At 26.3% G+C, this 19,806-nt stretch carries 19 protein-coding genes; 2 read left to right on the top strand and 17 right to left on the bottom strand.

Annotation, left to right across the window (positions count from 1 at the left end):
- Window positions 1–6: 6 nt before the first annotated feature.
- The 17 genes from ACY2RW_RS09030 to rnpA form a co-directional block, all read right to left on the bottom strand.
- Window positions 7–1,113 (bottom strand): DUF1972 domain-containing protein, encoded by a 1,107-nt coding sequence (locus ACY2RW_RS09030; RefSeq protein ID WP_490122394.1) that lies wholly within the window; start codon window positions 1,111–1,113, stop codon window positions 7–9.
- Window positions 1,110–2,195, bottom strand: a complete 1,086-nt coding sequence (locus tag ACY2RW_RS09035) for a hypothetical protein (RefSeq protein ID WP_490122395.1) — start codon at window positions 2,193–2,195, stop codon at window positions 1,110–1,112. The genes ACY2RW_RS09030 and ACY2RW_RS09035 overlap by 4 nt, the downstream gene beginning before the upstream one ends.
- Window positions 2,196–2,471: 276 nt before the next feature.
- A complete protein-coding gene (locus ACY2RW_RS09040) occupies window positions 2,472–3,578 on the bottom strand; it encodes a glycosyltransferase family 4 protein (protein ID WP_490122396.1) in 1,107 nt (368 codons plus the stop codon).
- A 1-nt stretch (window position 3,579) separates the two neighbouring features.
- Window positions 3,580–4,251, bottom strand: a complete 672-nt coding sequence (locus ACY2RW_RS09045) for an acyltransferase (RefSeq protein ID WP_490122397.1) — start codon at window positions 4,249–4,251, stop codon at window positions 3,580–3,582.
- Window positions 4,252–4,254: 3 nt separating this feature from the next.
- Window positions 4,255–5,046 carry a glycosyltransferase family 2 protein gene (locus ACY2RW_RS09050; protein ID WP_490122398.1) on the bottom strand — a complete coding sequence of 264 codons (792 nt, stop codon included), beginning with the start codon at window positions 5,044–5,046 and terminating at the stop codon, window positions 4,255–4,257.
- A 10-nt stretch (window positions 5,047–5,056) separates the two neighbouring features.
- Entirely contained in the window at window positions 5,057–5,998 is a 942-nt protein-coding gene (locus ACY2RW_RS09055) for a class I SAM-dependent methyltransferase (RefSeq protein WP_490122399.1), read from the bottom strand.
- Between the two features lie 45 nt (window positions 5,999–6,043).
- Window positions 6,044–6,997, bottom strand: coding sequence for a hypothetical protein (locus ACY2RW_RS09060; protein WP_490122400.1), 954 nt, complete (start codon window positions 6,995–6,997; stop codon window positions 6,044–6,046).
- 8 nt (window positions 6,998–7,005) lie between these two features.
- Window positions 7,006–7,842 (bottom strand): DUF4422 domain-containing protein, encoded by an 837-nt coding sequence (locus ACY2RW_RS09065; protein WP_490122401.1) that lies wholly within the window; start codon window positions 7,840–7,842, stop codon window positions 7,006–7,008.
- Window positions 7,843–7,846: 4 nt separating this feature from the next.
- Window positions 7,847–8,941 (bottom strand): UDP-galactopyranose mutase, encoded by a 1,095-nt coding sequence (gene glf, locus ACY2RW_RS09070; RefSeq protein ID WP_490122402.1) that lies wholly within the window; start codon window positions 8,939–8,941, stop codon window positions 7,847–7,849.
- A complete protein-coding gene (locus ACY2RW_RS09075; RefSeq protein WP_490122403.1) occupies window positions 8,938–10,371 on the bottom strand; it encodes a flippase in 1,434 nt (477 codons plus the stop codon). Before ACY2RW_RS09075 ends, glf begins: the two co-directional genes overlap by 4 nt.
- Window positions 10,368–10,919, bottom strand: coding sequence for a dTDP-4-dehydrorhamnose 3,5-epimerase (gene rfbC / locus ACY2RW_RS09080; RefSeq protein ID WP_490122404.1), 552 nt, complete (start codon window positions 10,917–10,919; stop codon window positions 10,368–10,370). Before rfbC ends, ACY2RW_RS09075 begins: the two co-directional genes overlap by 4 nt.
- Window positions 10,919–11,773 carry a glucose-1-phosphate thymidylyltransferase RfbA gene (gene rfbA, locus ACY2RW_RS09085; RefSeq protein ID WP_490122405.1) on the bottom strand — a complete coding sequence of 285 codons (855 nt, stop codon included), beginning with the start codon at window positions 11,771–11,773 and terminating at the stop codon, window positions 10,919–10,921. The genes rfbC and rfbA overlap by 1 nt, the downstream gene beginning before the upstream one ends.
- Window positions 11,773–12,783 (bottom strand): dTDP-glucose 4,6-dehydratase, encoded by a 1,011-nt coding sequence (gene rfbB, locus ACY2RW_RS09090; RefSeq protein WP_490122406.1) that lies wholly within the window; start codon window positions 12,781–12,783, stop codon window positions 11,773–11,775. The genes rfbA and rfbB overlap by 1 nt, the downstream gene beginning before the upstream one ends.
- A gap of 2 nt (window positions 12,784–12,785) precedes the next feature.
- A complete protein-coding gene (locus ACY2RW_RS09095; protein WP_490122407.1) occupies window positions 12,786–13,823 on the bottom strand; it encodes a hypothetical protein in 1,038 nt (345 codons plus the stop codon).
- Between the two features lie 35 nt (window positions 13,824–13,858).
- Window positions 13,859–15,538, bottom strand: coding sequence for a DUF6909 family protein (locus ACY2RW_RS09100; RefSeq protein WP_490122408.1), 1,680 nt, complete (start codon window positions 15,536–15,538; stop codon window positions 13,859–13,861).
- Window positions 15,539–15,565: 27 nt separating this feature from the next.
- Entirely contained in the window at window positions 15,566–17,194 is a 1,629-nt protein-coding gene (locus ACY2RW_RS09105) for a S41 family peptidase (protein WP_490122409.1), read from the bottom strand.
- A complete protein-coding gene (rnpA, locus tag ACY2RW_RS09110; RefSeq protein WP_490122410.1) occupies window positions 17,184–17,573 on the bottom strand; it encodes a ribonuclease P protein component in 390 nt (129 codons plus the stop codon). The genes ACY2RW_RS09105 and rnpA overlap by 11 nt, the downstream gene beginning before the upstream one ends.
- 163 nt (window positions 17,574–17,736) lie before the next feature.
- On the opposite strand from rnpA, the gene ACY2RW_RS09115 reads away from it, so the two are divergent.
- Both ACY2RW_RS09115 and ACY2RW_RS09120 read left to right on the top strand, forming a co-directional pair.
- Window positions 17,737–18,915 (top strand): acyl-CoA dehydrogenase family protein, encoded by a 1,179-nt coding sequence (locus tag ACY2RW_RS09115; RefSeq protein WP_490122411.1) that lies wholly within the window; start codon window positions 17,737–17,739, stop codon window positions 18,913–18,915.
- A gap of 153 nt (window positions 18,916–19,068) precedes the next feature.
- Window positions 19,069–19,749: an SGNH/GDSL hydrolase family protein gene (locus ACY2RW_RS09120; protein ID WP_490122412.1), complete on the top strand. Its 681-nt coding sequence runs from the start codon at window positions 19,069–19,071 to the stop codon at window positions 19,747–19,749.
- The last annotated feature ends 57 nt before the right edge of the window (window positions 19,750–19,806 follow it).

The following is a 19,806-nucleotide window of genomic DNA, read 5'->3' on the forward strand; positions in this document are numbered from 1 at the left end:
GTAGTTTTATATTTTTTTATTTTTTGAAAGACATTCTTTAAAATAGGAAAGATAGCTACCATTTATTTTATTAATATCGTACTCGTTATTTATTTTTCTTTTGTTATTTTCAATTTTAAGATTCTCTTTTTCTTTACTCTTAGAATTTAAATAAAAACTAACGTCTTCAGAGTCATAAAAATAATAAGCATTTTCTTTAAGAACTGCTTTGTTAAAGATATTATTGTGTGCTATTATTAGGCTACTTGAACCCATGGCTTCTAATAAAGACGGATTTGTACCTCCAACAGAATGACCATGAAAGTATAAGTTACAAAAAAACCTTAAGGAATTCAACTCACTCTTATTATAGATACTACCAAGAAAAATTATTTCTTTATTACCAAGAAATTTTTCTTTGAGTTTTTTTCCAAAATTATTACTTTCATAATTTCCTACTACTAAAAAAGGAATTTTTGATTTACTTTTTGCTACACCATCTAAAATAGTTTCTACGTTGTTTTCTGGTTCTATTCTTGCTATTAGCATGTTGTAGCTTAACTTTTCTACATTAAATTTCTTTAATGTATTCTCATCAACATCAGCAGAAATTTTACTGCCATAAGCAATAAATTTAGAATTCTTTTTATATTTATTATCTATATATTTTTTTATTCCTTCAGAATCAGAAACTAAATAATCGCTATGTTTTGCAGCTAATCTTTCTGCAAATAATAAAAACTTCCTGACAAAAAAAGTGTATTTACTTCTTTTCCATTCTAAACCATCCATATTGGTAATTATAAGTGGTTTTTTAGGAAATAAAAAAGACCAAATAGAGCTACTTGTGTAACCTAATTGTAAAATGATATCTAAATTTCTTTTTTTTGTGTCTAAAATACAATTCTTATCATAGATAAATTGACCAATAGTACCCATTTTATCTTCTGGATCTTTGCAATGGATGATGTTTACTCCTTTAAAATTAGTTTTTTTATATGGATGGTTTGAAGAATTATAAACATATACCTCACAATTATTTTGAACTAAATAAACTGCTAAATACTCTGCAAACTGCTCAAAACCTCCATAATGATTTGGAATACCTCTAGTTCCTATAATTCCTATTTTCATTTCTCAATCAATTTATTATTATTAAAATTTATAGAATATAACAGCACCCCTAAAATAAAGGCATAAGGTTCCATATTATTATAAATCCCAGTTACAATTAAAGAGCTAAATAAATAATGTATTGATAGACCTGCAATTAAATTAAATGATAATTTTTGAATTGATGATTTTTTTTTAGTATAACAAAATAAATACAATGAAATTAGAAAAAATAGATATATAATTACTCCGATAAATCCTGATTTAAAAAACAGTGTTACATAACCATTATGTAAAACTGGAATATATCTTATTTTCTTAATTCCTAATGGAGCTGCAAATTTTAAATCTACTAGAGAGCCAAAGCCTTTACCTATAAAATAGTTTGTAGGTGTAGTTATTTGGGATATTGCCATACTTGCTTCGTAAGCTCTCCAATGGTCCCATAAATTAGCATGATTTTTAGTATCTAACTTTTTATTTGGAGAAAAAATTTCTGCTGGTGCAATTTTCATTTTATATAAAAAAGATTCTATCCCAGGTTTTCCTCTTTCAAACTCTCTACTAAATAAATAAACGTAAAAAAGACTAAACACTGTTAAAACTAAAATACCGTATTTAATTGACTTTCTAGTTAACTTTAAATATCCATAAGAAGCTAATAATAATATCGTAAATGTAACAATCATAGTTCTAGACAGGTATAGCAAAAAGGAAAGTGTAAATATTAAAAAAGTTATTCTTTTTAATAGCCTATTCTTTATTATGTTTATATCGTTATTCTTTTTTGAAATGATAAGCATAACAATAGCAAAAACTTCAATTTCATTAGAAATACCTCCAATTCTTCTAATATCACTAACAGAAGCAGTATTAAAATTGGTAAATAGAAATACATTAAAAATATGCTGAACAGCAAACAATAAAGAGATAAAAACAATAATTTTAATTATAACTTCGAAATCGTTTATTTTTCTAGAAATTAAATAACCTGCTAAAATTGCCAAAATTGGTCTAGAAAAATAAGACAAATCCTTTATCCAATTATATATCAAATACTCATTAAATATAGATGCTATTATAGATACACAAATTATAGCCATAAGAAAACTAATAAGTTCAATAAGTTTTTTGGATACCTTAGAAAAATAAAAAGCAATTGTAATTATATATAACAGATAATGAATTTCAAATATTGAAATTGAAATTAAAGCCCACAAGAGTAGAGCAAAATAAGTTTTATTAATATTTATTTTTAACAAACTATAAAAGTTTTTGAACTAAACTTTTTTCTAATATAAATGAAAGGCTAAGATACTGTTCTATTGTTAGAACTTATTATTTTGAGTCATTTTTTATCTCTTTATCAAGTAAAAAGATTATTTGTGTTTTAAAATTGATTTTAAAAGCTTTGCTGAGTTATACCAACTATATTTTTCTTTAATAATTTCTTGAATATCATTTAACTTTGAGTCATTTCCTTTATCTAAAATAGTATTTAACTTTTCTAAAAATAAATTACTATCATTTACATCTATAAAATATGGGTAGAAAAAAATAAAATCTTTCATAGCTGTTTTATTGTTTGTAAGAACTGGTATTTTTAATGCAGCAGCTTCTAATGGCGGAATTCCAAAACCTTCTGCAAAAGTAGGATAAACAAAAACTTTAGCTGCCTTGTAAAAACTCAATAAATCTTCATCTGAAATATTTTTAAGAATATGAATTCTCTTTTTTTGCTTATTACTTAACTTATCAAGAGTATTATCAAATATTTCATTTTCTATAGATTTTACGCCTATAAATACTAATTGAATTTCTTTGTTGTTTATTTCTAAAAATACTTTTAATAAAGCCTGCTGATTTTTTCTAGGCTCAATTCTACTTACATATAATATATAGTTTTTAATTTTATATTTATTTTCTATATATTCAACAAATTCTTGTTTATTATAATTTATAAAAAAATTTTTGTTAACTCCATTAGGTGTAATTAAAATATCTTTTGCTTTAAGTTTATAATATTCTTTTATTCTTTCTTTTGAATACTTAGATACAGTTATCAAAAAATCGCTATTAATAGCACTATATTTAAACAAAAAATTTCTTTTTAACCTATATGTAAAAGAAAAGTAATTTTTAAAATCATTAAATAAAATATCATGAATAGTTACAATATATTTACATTTTTTTGATTTAATAAAAGGAATAACATATTGAAAATGAGCAAAGTCAAATTTATTCTTGGAAATCATTATAGGGATTTCGAAAAACATTCTTAAAACTCTACTTCTTTGTTTAAAATAAATAAATTGTATGTTTTTAAATTCTGAAAATTCTTTTTCAATTTTTAAATCTTTAAAACAACCAATAAATATTAAATCACTTGGGTTTTGTTGGGCATATTCTTTATAAAGCTCTCTAATATAGGTTTTGGTTCCTTGATGTTCCTTATTTAATAAATAACCATCAACAAATAATTTCATTTTATATGTTTTTGATTATTTTTGCTGGCACACCTGCAATTAATACATTATTAGGAAAAACGTCTTTTACTAGAGCACCTGCAGCCACTACACAGTTATTACCTATAACTGCTCCATCTAAAAAAGTACATTTGGCACCTACCCAAACATTATTACCAATTTTAATTCCTTTTGAAGTTACTCCTTGGTTTCTTATTAATTGATTTTTATCTAAAAAATTATGATTTTGGGAATGAAAAGAAACATACTCTCCCATAATAACATCATTACCAATTCTTATACCTCCTGCAGCTCCAAAAAAAGCAAATTTACCAATCCCAGAATCACTACCAAAATTAAATCCTTTTCCATACTTAGAAAAATGACCTGTGCAACTAACTTCAGAATATGCTCCTATTTTAGAGTTCTTTCCTATAACAAGTTTTTCTTCACAAAATGCATCTAATATTACATTACTCTCAATAGTAACATTTTCTTCTAAAAAAATATTTTTCTTATTTAACAACTTCACTTTTCTTCCTAAAAAGACACGTTTTCTGTAAAATAATAGACCTCTAAACAACATCCAAAACCTCTTATAGACGATATAAAAAATAAATTTATTCGGAATTTTATAATCTATAGTATATGTTTTCCCAAAACGCTTTAAAAGTTTTTGAAAAGTAGATTTCATTTTTTAATTTTTTAAGAGACTTTTTTTTGTTTTTAGTAAAAACAAAGCTAATGTTTTAAATATCTTAAAATGTTTTTTAACATATAAAATATAACCATCTATTAACAATATTTGTTTTGATGAATTAAATCCTCCATAATGTAAATAAGATTGACTAGAATCATAAACTCTTTTCTTATTTAATTTTGATATTTTTTTACAAAAATCTACGTCTTCTACATACATAAAATAATCTTCATCTAGTCCTTTTACTTTTAAATAAAGATCTTTTAGTGTTAATAAAAAAGAACCTTGGATCCAATCTACCTCATTTATTTTTTTTGAAAAAATACCGTTAGCAAAACCCTTTTTGTTTAGAAAAAGTTTAGAAAAAAATGCAAGATTTAATAGGGTAGGAAATTTACCCGCAGATTTATTATATTTTAAATCTTTATCTAACATTTTAATTCCTAAAAGTCCTATTTCTTTATCATTTTCTAAAATATTTATTGAAATAGATACATCACTTAACAATATTGTATCATTATTTAATAAAAGAACATATTTGCCTTTAGCATTTTTAACTCCTAGATTGTTTCCTTTTGCAAAACCAAGATTTTTTTGACTCTCTATAAGTATTAAATTTGGATAATTATCCTTTATAATTTTAACACTATCATCTACAGAACTATTATCAACAATTATAATTTCAAAATTTATTGATTTACATCTTTTATAAATAGAATCAATACAATTTTTTAAATATTTTTCTCCATTATAATTTACTATAATAATTGATAGTTCTTTTTTATTCATTTAAATTAAACTATTTTTTTTGTAAAATAATAGCAAATGAATCTCCCCTAGCTTTTTTGTTAAGCTCATTTGCTTGTGTTTTAAATTTTTTAATTTGAGCTTTAGTAAAACTGTTTTTCTCAAAATTTTCAGATTGTACTAAAGGAATATCTTTTGTATACATTTCGCTTCCAATAAATTGAAAACTAGTTGAATCGTAAATTATTTTTTTTACGTCTAAATTAACTTTTTCTGCTAATAAACACATACTTTCTTTCGAGTGTATAAAAAAATGTCTTGGAGCATCTAACTGCACCCAATTTTCTCTGTAATGCTCCCAAGCATAAGAGGATGTAGTTGGAATACGGATAATACAATAACCTCCAACATTTAATAGTCTTGTAACAGATTCTAAAGTTTTTAAGGGGTCTTGCAGATGTTCAAAAGAATGATGGAAAAGAATAATATCTTGTTTACTTTTTAAATTATGGATAGACTTTTTTAAAACTTTAAATCCAGAACTGTATTTGATATTCTCTTTTAAATATGGATCAATTCCTAATAAATTTTTAAAACCTAATTTTTGTAGTTGGTCTAAAAAAAATCCATTACCACAACCAACATCTAAAATTCTATTATTCTTTTTTATTTGTATTTCAGATAAAGCTCTAAACTCTTCTCTTGGAAATTTAGAATACATTAACTTACCTATAATACCTCTATTAAATATTGCGTAACTATTTCTTTTTTTCTTTAAAAAAGAACTTATTATACCTTCTTTGTTTAAAGCAACATCGTAACTGTAATAATCAGAAGGATAATATTTCTTCATATTATTAGGTATTTTAGATATTTGTAAACAATTACATTTCTTGCACTGAAAATAACCAAATTCCTCCCTAAAACCAAACATCATTTCCTTAACCTTATATTCTTTAATGTCTTTAGAGTTTCCACATATCTTACATTTCATATCGTTCTTTATTTTAAGGAAAAAGCTTTTTAAAAGTGAAGATAGTTAATTATTCAGTAAAACTTCTTTAATTGTCTCCCACCTATTTACCCAATTATGATTCGTTTTTACTTCTTTATAATTTTTTTCTATTAATGAGTGATATTTTGAATAATTATCTAAGATTGATAATATTTGCTTTTCTGGGTTATTTTTATCTATTTCTATTATGGGGTTATAGCCAAAGAGTTTAATCATTTCTTTTGGTGCATAACCTAATATTAAGCATTTTGATGCCATAGATTGCAAATAACGAATGGTCATAGTTTCAATATATCCTGCACGTTCTGGGTGTGTAATATTAGAAGGTACGCAAATAGAAATTTTAGTATTTGCCAAACCTTCTATAAGTTTTCTGCGAGTTGGAAAAATTAGATTACCATCTTCTTTAACATATAAATAGTTTTTTTTGTTTTCTTCTAAGAGTTTTACAATTTGATTGTGATAAGATTCATATCTTCTACCTAGAGATAAAACATCAATAGTTTTATTTTTGTACTCATAAAATTTATAATTATTTAGTAATATTCCTTCTGGAACCCAAAAACAATTAGTTTTAGAAACCCTCTTCTGTATATCTTCTGTTGCTTGAGAAGATGTAAAAAAAGCATTTTTAACTTTAAAAAAATTGAGAAACTTAACAATAGTTTTTTGGTTTTTTGGCCAGGCATCAAATAAAAAAAGACTTTTGGTTTTTTGAATGAAAAAAAAAGGTAAACATTTTGCAAAATCTGGCCCCATTAGAACTGCAAAAAGAACTGGTTTGGGAGGCTTTTGTTTGCTATGATTATATTTTTTTTTCTTGGAAAAAAGATTCCATAAATGAAACATTATTTTTGATAACTTTTTATTTACTTCGTTTACAGAAGTTACTGACTTATCTAATAATATAACTTCCTCAAATTCTTTAACTGTATCTAAAGATACATGATAATTATATTTTTGTTTTATCAATTTCATTTAAAATATTATTTTTTCCTAAGTGGTTTTGATAGAAAAAATAAAAAATTTTTATATTTATCTGAAAGAAATTTTCTTAGCTTATTAGGTGTTTTGTAACTAAAGTTTTCATCTTTAATGTATAGAACAGGTAAATATTTAATCTTAAATTTATGGTGTGTAAAATACAGTTGCATAAGTCTTTCTGACATAAAGCCAAAAATTCTTTTATCATAATCATAAACAGGTATTTTTACTCTTTTTTCAACTTCAAAAAGAATATGAAAAAGCCATTCAGAATATGTGTTCATTATTTCTCTTGAAGAAATAAACATATTGTAGTGAATTAATTTATTATTGTTGTGAGATGTGTTTTTCCAAGACTGTAAATAATCTGGATATAAATCTTTAATTGTTTGTGTTAGAATTTCATAATCTATAACAGAATGGCTATAGCCATAAATTTGCTCAACACTTAATTCATAAACTTTGGGTTTTGCTAAAATAACATCAAATTTAGAAAGATATTTAGCTATAATTTTTTTTGAAAAAACTTTTTTCTTAAATTCTGTCTCAGAAATATATCTAATATCATTAATCTTATCTGTATTGTTTTGAATATCAAAATATCTTCTGTAATGAAAAAGCCCATAATAAGCTGAACTTTCATTTTTCCATGCCCAATACATAGCTGTTAGTTCACAATAGTTTTCATTTTTATGAGAAATTGAATCACCTGTATCATCTCCTAAGTAACCTAAATCTTTCTGAAAACTTTTTCCTACTTGTATGGGTTGAAAGTATTCTTCTTTTGGCTCATCAAATTTTTTGTGAGTAGCAATATATATTTTTAAATCTAATTCCACTTAATTATTCTTCTTTAACTTTTTTTAAAGCAGATGCAATTACTTGATGCATATCATAATATTTATACTCTGCTAATCTACCTCCAAAAATAACATTATTTGTTTTTGATGCCAGTTTTTTATATTGCTGATAAATTTTAGAGTTTTTATCATCATTTACTGGGTAATAAGGCTCATCTCCTTTTTCCCATTCTTTTGGATATTCTTTAGTTATAATTGTTTTCTTTTGAGTACCAAACTCAAAATGTTTATGCTCTATAATTCTTGTATATGGTGTTTTTGCATCTGTGTAATTTACGACTGCGTTACCTTGGTAATTATTAGTTTCTATAGTCTCATGATTAAACTCTAAACTTCTATATTCTAATTTCCCAAATTTATAATCAAAATATTCATCAATCTTACCTGTAAAAACAATTTTATCTGCTAGTTTTTCAAATTTATCTTTTTCTTTAAAAAAATCTATTTCGGTTTTTGCCTCAATGCCTTTTAGTAAACCTTCTATTAATTTATTATATCCTCCTAAAGGAATTCCTTGATATTTATCATTAAAATAATTATTATCAAAATTAAAACGAACGGGTAATCTTTTTATAATAAAAGCTGGTAATTCTGTTGCTTTTCTTCCCCATTGTTTTTCAGTATAACCTTTTATTAGTTTTTCATAAATATCTCTGCCAACCAAAGAAAGGGCTTGCTCTTCTAAGTTTTTAGGTTTTTTTATATTTAAACTATCTACTTGTTCTTTTATTTTAGTTTTTGCTTCTTCTGGTGTTTTTACTTTCCACAATTGATAAAAGGTATTCATATTAAAAGGCAAATTGAACAAATCTCCTTTATAATTTGCTATTGGTGAATTTGTATATCTATTAAATTCGACAAAAGAATTTACATAATCCCATATTTTTTTATCGTTTGTATGAAATATATGTGCTCCATATTTATGAATATTAATATCTTCTTTTTTTTCGCAATAAATATTACCTCCTAAATGATTTCTTTTATCGATAACTAGACATTTTTTATTTTTTTTTGTCATTTCATGAGCAAAAACTGAACCAAATAAACCAGCACCAACTATTAAGTAATCGTATTTCATTTTTTAAAGTTTAAAATTGGAATCCAAATATTTTTCAGAAAAAATTCATCTTTTATTAATAGTAAACCTAAAACATAGGAAAAAACACTTAACAAAAATGTTAGAAGAAGGTATGTGAATCCTTCTAAAAAAAGTTCTAAAGTATAGCTTATAGGAATAATTATTAGGGATAATAAAAAATAACTAAATATATATTTTATTGGAAAATTAAATTTCATTTCTTTTCTTGCAAAGTAAAAGGTAAGTATCGTTATTACAAGTTCTGTAACTATAATTGTGTAAGCAGCACCTTTTGATTTTAATTTTGAAATTAAAATAGCATTTAAAATAATACTAACAATTGCTCCAATAATTACTGCTATCATTAGTTTTTTTTCTTTGTTTGCTGGAACTAATATTTGTAAACCAAAAACATTACTTAAACCAATTAGAATTATAGCTGGTGTTAATATTAAAAGTAATTTAGACGAATATGCAAACTCCTTTCCTGCAAAAACGTAGATAATTTCATTTGAGAGACAAATTAATAATAGACTTATAGGCAATGTAATTATAAAAATAAATCGTAGTGACTTTGTAATAATTTTCTTTGATTCTTCTATTTTCCCTTCTTTAATATATAAAGACAATTTGGGTATCAAAACTGTTCCTAAAGAAGTAACAACTATTAGTATAATTTTTACGAGTTTACTTGCAGGAGTGTATAGACCTACTTGATATTCATTAGAAAAATAGTTTAAAAAAACAACATCTAAATTTATATATATACCTATTGCTAATTGAGTACTAAAAAGAATTAAAATTGGTTTTAAGTGCTTCTTGAAGTTTAGATTTGTAAATTTTAATTTAATAAACTTAAATACATATATGGTACTAATAATAGCAGCAATTAATGTTGTAAAAACTATAATTAAATAATATAGCCAATATTGATTTTGAGTTTTTAAAAAAACAAAAAGTAAAATTAGCATTAAAATTTTAGTCAAAAAGTTAATAACTGTAATAAATTTATAATTTTCCATCCCTTGAAAAAACCAATTATACATGCTCATTAATCCACAAACATGAATAAATGAGACTAGTTTAATTATTTCTTCATTTTTAAATGTATCTGTTAAAAACAGCCAAATAGAATAAAAAATTAAAGTAAAAATCATCCAAAATATTTGAATGAAAAATAATTCAGAAAAAATTTTTGAGAGCTTTTCTTTGTCTCCTCTTACTTTTGCTATCTCTCTAATACCATAAATAGGTATTCCTAAAGAACCTATTAAAGCAAAAATTGCAGTAAGTGAAGTTGCAAAACTAACTAGACCTATTCCTGTTGGCCCCAAAATCCTAGAAACATAAGGAAATATTAAAATTGGAATTATTAGATTGGTAAAACCTAATAAATTATTATAAATAAAATTCTTTTGTATTAAATTCAATTTTTATTGTTGTAAATATTTAATTTTTTAAGAACTTTATCTTTATCAGACAATACAATTTCATTGTTTTCTAATTTCCAATCTATACCTAATAATTCATCATCATAAATAACACCATCTTCTGCTTCTTTATAATAATAATTATCACACTTATAAGAAAAAATAGTATTGTTTTCTAATGTTGCAAAGCCATGCAAAAAACCTCTTGGCACAAATAATTGTTTATTATTTTTTCCTGTTAATTCTATAGAAAAATGTTTACCATAAGTTGGCGAATCTTTTCTAACATCTACTGCAACATCTAAAACGCTACCTTGAATTACTCTTACTAATTTTGCTTGAGCATATTCTCCTTTTTGCAAGTGTAAACCTCTTAAAACTCCTCTTTGAGAAATAGACTGATTATCTTGAACAAAATTCACTTTTAATCCTGTTTTACCTTCAAAAAGCTTTTGATTAAATACTTCAAAAAAATTACCTCTTTTATCTCCAAAAATAGTTGGTTCTATTATAAAACAACCTTTTAAAAAAGTTTCTGTTACTTTCATTAAATTTTTAGTAAATTTTTAGAATACCCACTTTTTAATAATGGTTTGGTTATTGCTATCATTTCTTGTTTATCAATAAAACCTGCTCTAAATGCAGCTTCTTCAATAGAGCCAACTTTTAAGCCTTGTCTTTCTTCAATTACTTGTACAAATTGTCCTGCTTGCATTAAAGAATCAAAAGTACCAGTATCTAACCAAGCTGTTCCTCTATCTAATATTTCTACAGATAATTTTCCTTTTTTCAAATAGACATTATTTACTTCTGTAATTTCTAATTCTCCTCTTTTACTTGGTTTTATATTTTTTGCAATTTTTACAACCTCGTTATCGTAAAAATAAATACCAGGAACTGCATAGTTAGATTTTGGTTCTAAGGGTTTTTCTTCAATAGATAAAACGTTATTATTATCATCAAACTCTACTACACCATATCTTTCTGGATCATTTACATGATAGGCATAAACAATACCTCCTTCTGGATTGTTATTGGCTTTTAATAACTTTGCCAAACCAGAACCATAAAAAATATTGTCTCCTAAAATTAAAGCAACTTTATCTTTTCCAATAAATTTTTCTCCTATTATAAATGCTTCTGCCAAGCCATTAGGTTTTTCTTGCACTTCATAGTTAAAACTACATCCAATTTTTTTTCCATCACCTAGCAATTTTTTAAATAAAGGTAAATCTTGTGGAGTAGAAATAATTAATATTTCTTTAATTCCTGCAGAGATTAGTGTAGATATTGGATAATAAATCATAGGTTTGTCATAAACAGGCATTAATTGTTTGCTTACAGCTAATGTTAATGGGTGTAATCTTGTACCTGAACCTCCTGCTAAAACTATTCCTTTCATTATATATTGTATTTTTTTAAATACCAGTTAATGGTTTTTAAAATGCCACTTTCAAAATTTTCTGCAGCTTGCCAAACCAATTCTTGTTCTATTTTAGAGGCATCTATAGCATATCTAAAATCATGACCTGGCCTATCTTTTACAAAATTTATCTGGTTTTTATATGAGCTTTCCTTTGGATGAATTTCGTCTAAAATTTCACAAATTTTATTGGCTATATATAAATTATCTCTTTCATTATTCCCACCAATATTATAGGTTTCTCCAAATTTTCCGTTTTTATACACCAAATTTATTCCTGAACAATGGTCGCCTACAAATAACCAATCTCTTATGTTTTTTCCATCACCATAAATAGGTATTTTTTCTCCAGAAATTGCTTTTCTAATAATGGTTGGAATTAATTTTTCGTTATGTTGTTTTGGTCCATAATTGTTAGAACAATTTGTGGTCACTACATTCATCCCATAGGTATGAAAATAACTTCTTACCATAAAATCTGATGATGCTTTAGATGCACTGTAAGGGCTGTTAGGTGCATAAGCTGTATTCTCTGTAAACAAGCCTGTGTCTCCTAAAGTGCCATAAACCTCGTCTGTAGAAACATGCAAAAATCTGGTATTTTCATAGCCTTCTTTATATTCATTTGGAGCTGTCATCCAGTGTTTTTTTGCAACATCTAAGAGGTTAAATGTGCCAAAAATATTAGTTTTTATAAATGTGTCTGGATTTTTAATAGAATTGTCTACATGAGATTCTGCTGCAAAATGAATGACTCCTTTAAAATCATATTTGTTAAATAATTCTTCTACCAATTCTCTATTACATATATCTCCTTTTACAAAAGTATATCTACTATTATTTTCTACTTCTTTTAAATTAGTTACATCTCCTGCATAAGTAAGTAAGTCTAAGTTTACCACTTTACAGTTTTTGTTTTCTTTTAAAAAATAAGGTATAAAATTAGAACCAATAAAACCTGCTCCTCCAGTTACTAAAATTGTATGCATTTTTAGCTTTTATAATTGTTTAAATAATTATTTAACTGAATTAACAACAGAATAACAATCATTAAAGAAGCCCCTACTATAGCCAATAAAAAAGCATAATTTTTAGTAACTCCTTTTATTTGATAGCCTATATCCTGAAAGTTTGAAATAACATTTATTACTTCATATTTATTAGATTTTTCTTCTGCAATATATTTTAAGTCTGAATTAATTTTTTTGTTGGTTTCAAACAATTCTATTTCTTTTGTTGTCTTTTTTTCTCCACCCAAATCTATACTTGTTCCAGAAGATGTCTTTTTTGCTTCTTCAATCATTACTTGCATATAAACTTTCCTCAAAGAGTCTATTTGCACTAAATTTTGTCTATAAACAGAGTCTGTTCTATTTAAGTTTTCATTAGTTAATTCTTTAATTCTATTGAAATATTTATTTTTAACTATTGATGAAATAATGACTTCTCCTAAACTTTTAAAAACATCATTTTTTTCTGCAATTACATTTATTTTATGAACTTTGTAATCAAAATCTGAAAATGATGCTTTAAACACATCATACTTGTAACTTTTTACAGTAGTTGTATCTACATCTAAAATAAAATCATTGTATGAGTTTATAATATCGTTTTCTGTTTTAATAGGTTCTATTGTAAATTTTTTAAGACTCGCAGCTGTTTTTTTGTCTATATTAAAGGTTTTTACCAAACCAGCAGTATCTTTTTGTTTTACTAAATCATTGTAATAATTAATGTTGTTGTACAACTGTCTAGAACTTTTAAAGTTAGGGTTTACTAATAAATCAGACCCATACAGATCGTTCTTTTTTACTTCTAAAAAAATACCAATAGCTCCTCCAATAATTGTTGCAATTCCTATTTTTACAATATTTGTTTTAAAAAAAATTAAAATGGTAATTATAAAATGAAATATTCCTTTAAAAATATTTGCAATAAAATTGAAAAATTTTGAAAACCCTTTACCTATGATTACAAATAAAGAACCTAAATCTACTTCTTCTTCGTTGTTTTTTTGATTTGTTGACATTGTTATTGTTTGGTTATAAACTGTCTATAATATTATTAAAAAATTTGTTCTAATATTTTTTGAGTGATGGCATAAGTGGGTGTTACTCCTGTCATACCTAATCCTCCTGATGCTAATGTTGCTCCTGTTTCTAAAGGATTATCTGATGCATAATATGCATATCTTACTTTTACATCCTCAGAAATATTTCCTCTAATTTTAGAGGCAGATTGTATGGCTTTTTGATAATGTGCTCCTTCCATTTCTAAACCGATTACATTCCATGTTGAATCATGAAAAAACTTTAATAAATCTTTGTTTTGTAAAGAGGTTCCTAAAACAGAAATCATAGATCCATCAAAAACTTGCACACCAAAACCTTCTAAATCTTCTTTAGATAACTCATTTTTAAAAGGATAATTGTCTGCAGTACCTTCAAAAATATGCGAAGAAGGAATCATAATGTCTCCTTTACCTCCTTCTAAAATTCCTGCTTTACCCATTATAGAAACAGATTTTACATCTAAATGATTCTTTTTCTTACTGTTTTTATAAGGCTTTAAAAGCTCGTCCATAGTTTCATAAGCTTGCTCTCCAAACGCATAATCCATCACAATTATTACTGGATTTTCATCAACAGAATGCATTTTTTGAAACGGAATGTTATCAAAATTAATTTTATCAGTATCTATAACCTGAACATTAATATTTGTACCTGATGTGTCTTTGATGTAAATCAAACCATTTTCTGATGCATATTCTTTCACTGCTTTCTGCAATGGCTTACTATCTGCATTACTTAATAATTGGTATAATTCAAATCCACTGTGTTTTTTAGCTTCTTCTGGCAAGGCATTGTGTGCATAAATCGAATTTAACACACTATGCATATTGGCACTAATAATATGAATAGGTCTTTTTAAAAGTTTGTTTTCTTTTAAAACTTTTTTAATATTATTCGCCCAAATATCACCATAAATATGATGCCCTATTTCTTCTATTAAAACAGAACTGAATGTGATTTTACGTTTTTTATTATCTAAAACCTCATTAATTCCTAATTTTCCTAACCAATAAATTAGTTGGAAAAATCGATCCTTATTTTCTTCAGTAGAAAATGCTTTATGGATATTTAAAACTTCATCAAAAGTTCTTCCTAAAATATTGCTTAAATGTGCTACAGCAATTTCTCTTTCTTCTTCAGAAATTTGTTTATGATGAATAACAATATCCTCTAAATACTTCCATTCTCTAATAAAATCAGTACCCTCGTTAATGGTAACTCTACTTTGAATTTTATGTGATTCTATAAACAAAAAAGTTAAGTGGGTAAGAATATCGTAAATTTCAGAACGTCCTCTAGTTATCTCAATATTCATTTGGTCTTTGTCTATCCTGTAACAATTTCTTCTTCTTTTTGGAGGAATAATTGCTTCGAAATGAGAATTTTTATAACCTTCATCTGTTGTTAAGCTGATAAATTGACATTCTTCAATTCCTTTAGGAAGTCTTTCTATAACATAGATTAAACCATTTAATTCAATCCTTTCTTCTGCAATTGAGCCGTAAATTTCTGGACGAAGTAATAGTAAAGACTTTCTTAAAGTTTCTCCAGAAATTCCCATTGGTTTATAAAAACCTCTGCTAAATAAATGTCGCATAGAAATGTATAATTTTTCTATGGAATTTCTCGATTCTTGTGCTCGAGTTCTATCTATTTTTTTGAGTTTGGACATACTAAAATTTGGTTTACAAAGATAAAATTATTTAGCGGATAACAAACCTTTATATTTAGCTTGGTCTTGTAGTAATTTTACTGCTTCTTTTATGGTGTTATCATTCTTTAAATTATACTTATACAAACCTTCTTTATAAAAAAATCTATTTAAAATTTCTTCTTTTATCATTGTGTTGATAATGTCTTTATTTTTTGAAATTTCATCAATTTTTGTGTCGAATAATTTTTCTTGAATTTTCTCGTATTCTTTTGCAATATTTTGCATCTTAGAAACCTTATATGCTTCTTTAAACATTGCTTCTTGTTGCGTTACAAAAGTGGTGTCCGATTTTAAATAATTGGTAAATTTTTTAAACTCAGAGTCTTTAAAATCAAAATCATCTAAAGAGTTTATATTTGGATTTGCATAAAAGTAATCTGTTGCAAAATTAAAAATAGCTCTAGAACTTAATAATCTTTTAGTGGCTTCTGTTCTTTTTGATTCTTTAATAATTACATCTGGTAAAACACCTCCACCATCATAAACAGTTCTCCCATTTGCAGTTTTAAACTCATTTATTCCTTGGTCAGAAAACTTAGGTACTGTTCCGTCTTTTTTTCTATTGGCATAATCTAATTCTTGAATACACCTTCCACTTGGAGTGTAATATTTAGAAATGGTTACTTTTAGCTGCGTTCCATAAGTTAATTCTCGGTAACGTTGTACCAACCCTTTTCCAAAAGAGCGTTGTCCCATAATTACAGCTCTATCGTAATCTTGTAAAGAACCACTTACAATTTCTGATGCAGATGCAGAGCGTCCGTTTACTAAAACTACAATCGGAATTTCTAAATCTAATGGTTTATTGGTACTTCTGTAAGTGTTGCTCCATTTTTTAACTTTTGCTTTTGTACTTACTATTTTTTTTCCTTTAGGAAGGAAAAAGTTAGAAATATTGATAGATTCTAACAAAGAACCTCCAGGGTTAGAGCGAAGGTCGAAAACCAATTTTTTCATACCTTCTTTTTTTAATTTTTTGAAGGCTTTTTTTACTTCTGATGAAGCTTTATTATTAAATCTTGTTAAAACAATATAACCAGTTTCTTCATCAATCATTTCTGCAAACGGAACAGGATTTACAACTACTTTATCTCTTGTAATTTCTTTTTTAATTATGTTTCCTTGTCGCTCAACTTCAATAGAAAACTTACTATTTGGAGTGCCTTTTAAAAACATAGAAAGTTGATCTCTTTCCATATTTTGGAGCGATTGACCATCAACAGAAATAATCATATCACCCGCTTTTAAATCAGATTTATCTGCTGCAAAACCTTTGTAAATTTCTCTAATCTGAATTCCTTTTTTTGTGTAATACACAGAAATTCCAATGCCTCCATACTCACCTTCTCTTCTAATTCTGGCATCTTCTACATCTTGCTCATTATAGAAATTTGTATACGGGTCTAAATCTTTTAAGGTGTTTTTTATAGCCTTATCTGTAATATCTGCAGGATTAATTTCATCTACATAATACATGTTTAATTCCTTAAATAAGGTATTGTAAATTTCTATTTGTTTTGCAACTTCAAAGAATTTAGACTTGAATGAAAACGATAAAAAAATCGTTCCAACCAACAGTACTAAAATTATTTTTTTTGAGATTTTAAACTTCATCTTGTATCTTTTTTACTTCGTTGATAAACAACGTTAATAATTTTTCCATTTTTAAGAATAGCTCATCATATTTCCATTCTTCTCTACCAATATACGAAATCATAAAAATATAAGGTTTGTCTAAATTATCATACACCATTTCTTTTTGCAAACGATAACATTCTCTCATCAATCTTTTTATTCTATTTCTATGCACAGCTAACTTAAAGTTTCTTTTAGCAACAGAAACTCCCACTTGTGCAGGAAAACTAGAAGTATGTTCAGTCTGTAAAAAAACCATTCTTAAAGGAAATGCTTTTACAGAATTCCCTTCATTGTATAGCCTTTCAATTAGTTTTCTACTCTTTAATCGTTCTTCTTTTCCTAAAGTATGCTTCATTAATACAAACTTAAAAGAAAACAATAACTTTTTATGAGTTTCTAGTGGTTAACTTTAAAAAAGTTGTGTATTTTTAATGCATATATAAACATTATTTTCAATCATTAATTGTTGAATATTAAACAATAATTAATAAATTTGTTGAAATTTATACTTTTAAAAGATGAAACCAGACTTATTTCAAGCTCCTGACTATTATAATTTAGACGATTTATTAACTGAAGAACACAAATTGGTTCGTGAAGCTGCTAGAGATTGGGTAAAACGTGATGTTTCTCCAATTATCGAAGAATATGCTCAAAAAGCAGAGTTTCCAACACAAATTATTAATGGTTTGGCAGAAATTGGTGCTTTTGGTCCTTACATTCCTGAAGAATATGGAGGAGCAGGTTTAGATCAGATTTCCTATGGATTAATTATGCAAGAAATAGAACGTGGAGATTCTGGAGTTCGTTCAACAGCTTCTGTACAATCTTCTTTGGTTATGTATCCTATTTTTAAATATGGAAATGAAGCACAGCGTAAAAAATATTTACCAAAATTAGCTTCTGGAGAATGGATGGGTTGTTTTGGGTTGACTGAACCAAATCACGGTTCTAATCCTGCAGGAATGGAAACCAAATATAAAGATATGGGAGATCATTATCTTTTAAATGGTGCAAAAATGTGGATTTCTAATGCGCCTTTTGCGCAAGTGGCTGTTGTTTGGGCTAAAAATGAAGAGGGAAGAATTCATGGTTTAATTGTAGAACGTGGAATGGAAGGTTTTTCTACACCAGAAACACATAACAAATGGTCTTTACGTGCATCATCTACTGGAGAATTAATTTTTGATAATGTAAAAGTGCCTAAAGAGAATTTATTACCCAACAAATCTGGATTAGGAGCGCCTTTAGGTTGTTTAGATTCTGCACGTTTTGGAATTGCTTGGGGCGCAATTGGTGCTGCAATGGATTGTTATGACACAGCTTTACGTTATTGTAAAGAACGTGAACAATTTGGAAAACCCATTGGTCAGTTTCAACTACAACAGAAAAAATTAGCAGAAATGATTACCGAAATTACCAAAGCACAATTATTGGCTTGGAGATTAGGAACATTAAGAAACGAAGGAAAAGCTACTTCTGCACAAATTTCTATGGCAAAACGTAACAATGTAGAAATGGCAATAAAAATTGCACGCGAAGCAAGACAAATGTTAGGTGGAATGGGAATTACTGGCGAATATTCTATTATGCGTCATTCTATGAATTTAGAAAGTGTTATAACTTATGAAGGAACACATGATATTCACTTATTAATTACTGGTTTAGATGTTACTGGCTTAAACGCTTTTAAATAATTTCTTATTCAAATAACCTCAAAGGTTTTAAAACCTTTGAGGTATTTTCTTCGTATACATAATTAAACGTATACACTTATGAAGAATATTATTTACACGATACTTTGCTTTTCTTTTTTTATAACTTTTTCATGTTCTAGTATTAATGATTCAATGTTAGTAATAGAAGAAGATATAACTATGGCTAGTGATACTATTGCAGATGATAATACAAACAATAGTATTAAAAAATTTAAACTTTTAGCGCTTGGAGACAGCTATACCATTGGACAAAGTGTTTGTAAAAAATGTAAATTTCCAGAGCAATTAGCAGATTCTCTCTTAAAAAAAACAGAAAACAAAAGTAGTTTTCCTTTAAAAATAATTGCAAGAACAGGATGGACTACTACAGATTTAATCAGCGCAATCGACTCAGAAAATTTAGATTCAGATTATAGTTTTGTTACTTTATTAATTGGAGTAAACAACCAATATCAAAATAAATCATTTTCTGTATACGAAGATGAGTTTCCAAAATTAGTAAATACTGCCATTAAATCTGTTGATGGAGATTCTAACAAACTAGTAGTTTTATCAATTCCAGATTATGCTTTTACTCCTTTTGGTAATGGAAATACTAAAATTTCATCAGAACTCAAACAATACAATAACTTTGCAAAAAACTACTGCAACCAAAATAACATTACTTTTTTAAATATTACAGATATCACCCAGCAAGGATTAACAAATACTACTTTAGTTGCTAACGATGGTTTGCATCCATCTAAAGAAGCATACACTAAATTTGTTGAAAGACTTTTACCTATAACTTTAGAAAAATTAGGCTTAAAATAGCGCATCATATTTTTTCTTTTTTATAGTTAAATACTCAATCGTATTCGTAAATTCTGA

The organism is Polaribacter sp. 2305UL8-11, from assembly GCF_058147165.1.

What these genes read in the sequence shown, in the direction of transcription:
- ACY2RW_RS09030 (WP_490122394.1), bottom strand. Translation starts at nt 1,113, where the DNA reads ATGAAAATAGGAATTATAGGAACTAGAGGTATTCCAAATCATTATGGA.
- ACY2RW_RS09035 (WP_490122395.1), bottom strand. Translation starts at nt 2,195, where the DNA reads ATGGCTATAATTTGTGTATCTATAATAGCATCTATATTTAATGAGTAT.
- ACY2RW_RS09040 (WP_490122396.1), bottom strand. Translation starts at nt 3,578, where the DNA reads ATGAAATTATTTGTTGATGGTTATTTATTAAATAAGGAACATCAAGGA.
- ACY2RW_RS09045 (WP_490122397.1), bottom strand. Translation starts at nt 4,251, where the DNA reads ATGAAATCTACTTTTCAAAAACTTTTAAAGCGTTTTGGGAAAACATAT.
- ACY2RW_RS09050 (WP_490122398.1), bottom strand. Translation starts at nt 5,046, where the DNA reads ATGAATAAAAAAGAACTATCAATTATTATAGTAAATTATAATGGAGAA.
- ACY2RW_RS09055 (WP_490122399.1), bottom strand. Translation starts at nt 5,998, where the DNA reads ATGAAATGTAAGATATGTGGAAACTCTAAAGACATTAAAGAATATAAG.
- ACY2RW_RS09060 (WP_490122400.1), bottom strand. Translation starts at nt 6,997, where the DNA reads ATGAAATTGATAAAACAAAAATATAATTATCATGTATCTTTAGATACA.
- glf (WP_490122402.1), bottom strand. Translation starts at nt 8,941, where the DNA reads ATGAAATACGATTACTTAATAGTTGGTGCTGGTTTATTTGGTTCAGTT.
- rfbC (WP_490122404.1), bottom strand. Translation starts at nt 10,919, where the DNA reads ATGAAAGTAACAGAAACTTTTTTAAAAGGTTGTTTTATAATAGAACCA.
- rfbA (WP_490122405.1), bottom strand. Translation starts at nt 11,773, where the DNA reads ATGAAAGGAATAGTTTTAGCAGGAGGTTCAGGTACAAGATTACACCCA.
- rfbB (WP_490122406.1), bottom strand. Translation starts at nt 12,783, where the DNA reads ATGCATACAATTTTAGTAACTGGAGGAGCAGGTTTTATTGGTTCTAAT.
- ACY2RW_RS09095 (WP_490122407.1), bottom strand. Translation starts at nt 13,823, where the DNA reads ATGTCAACAAATCAAAAAAACAACGAAGAAGAAGTAGATTTAGGTTCT.
- ACY2RW_RS09100 (WP_490122408.1), bottom strand. Translation starts at nt 15,538, where the DNA reads ATGTCCAAACTCAAAAAAATAGATAGAACTCGAGCACAAGAATCGAGA.
- ACY2RW_RS09105 (WP_490122409.1), bottom strand. Translation starts at nt 17,194, where the DNA reads ATGAAGTTTAAAATCTCAAAAAAAATAATTTTAGTACTGTTGGTTGGA.
- rnpA (WP_490122410.1), bottom strand. Translation starts at nt 17,573, where the DNA reads ATGAAGCATACTTTAGGAAAAGAAGAACGATTAAAGAGTAGAAAACTA.
- ACY2RW_RS09115 (WP_490122411.1), top strand. Translation starts at nt 17,737, where the DNA reads ATGAAACCAGACTTATTTCAAGCTCCTGACTATTATAATTTAGACGAT.
- ACY2RW_RS09120 (WP_490122412.1), top strand. Translation starts at nt 19,069, where the DNA reads ATGTTAGTAATAGAAGAAGATATAACTATGGCTAGTGATACTATTGCA.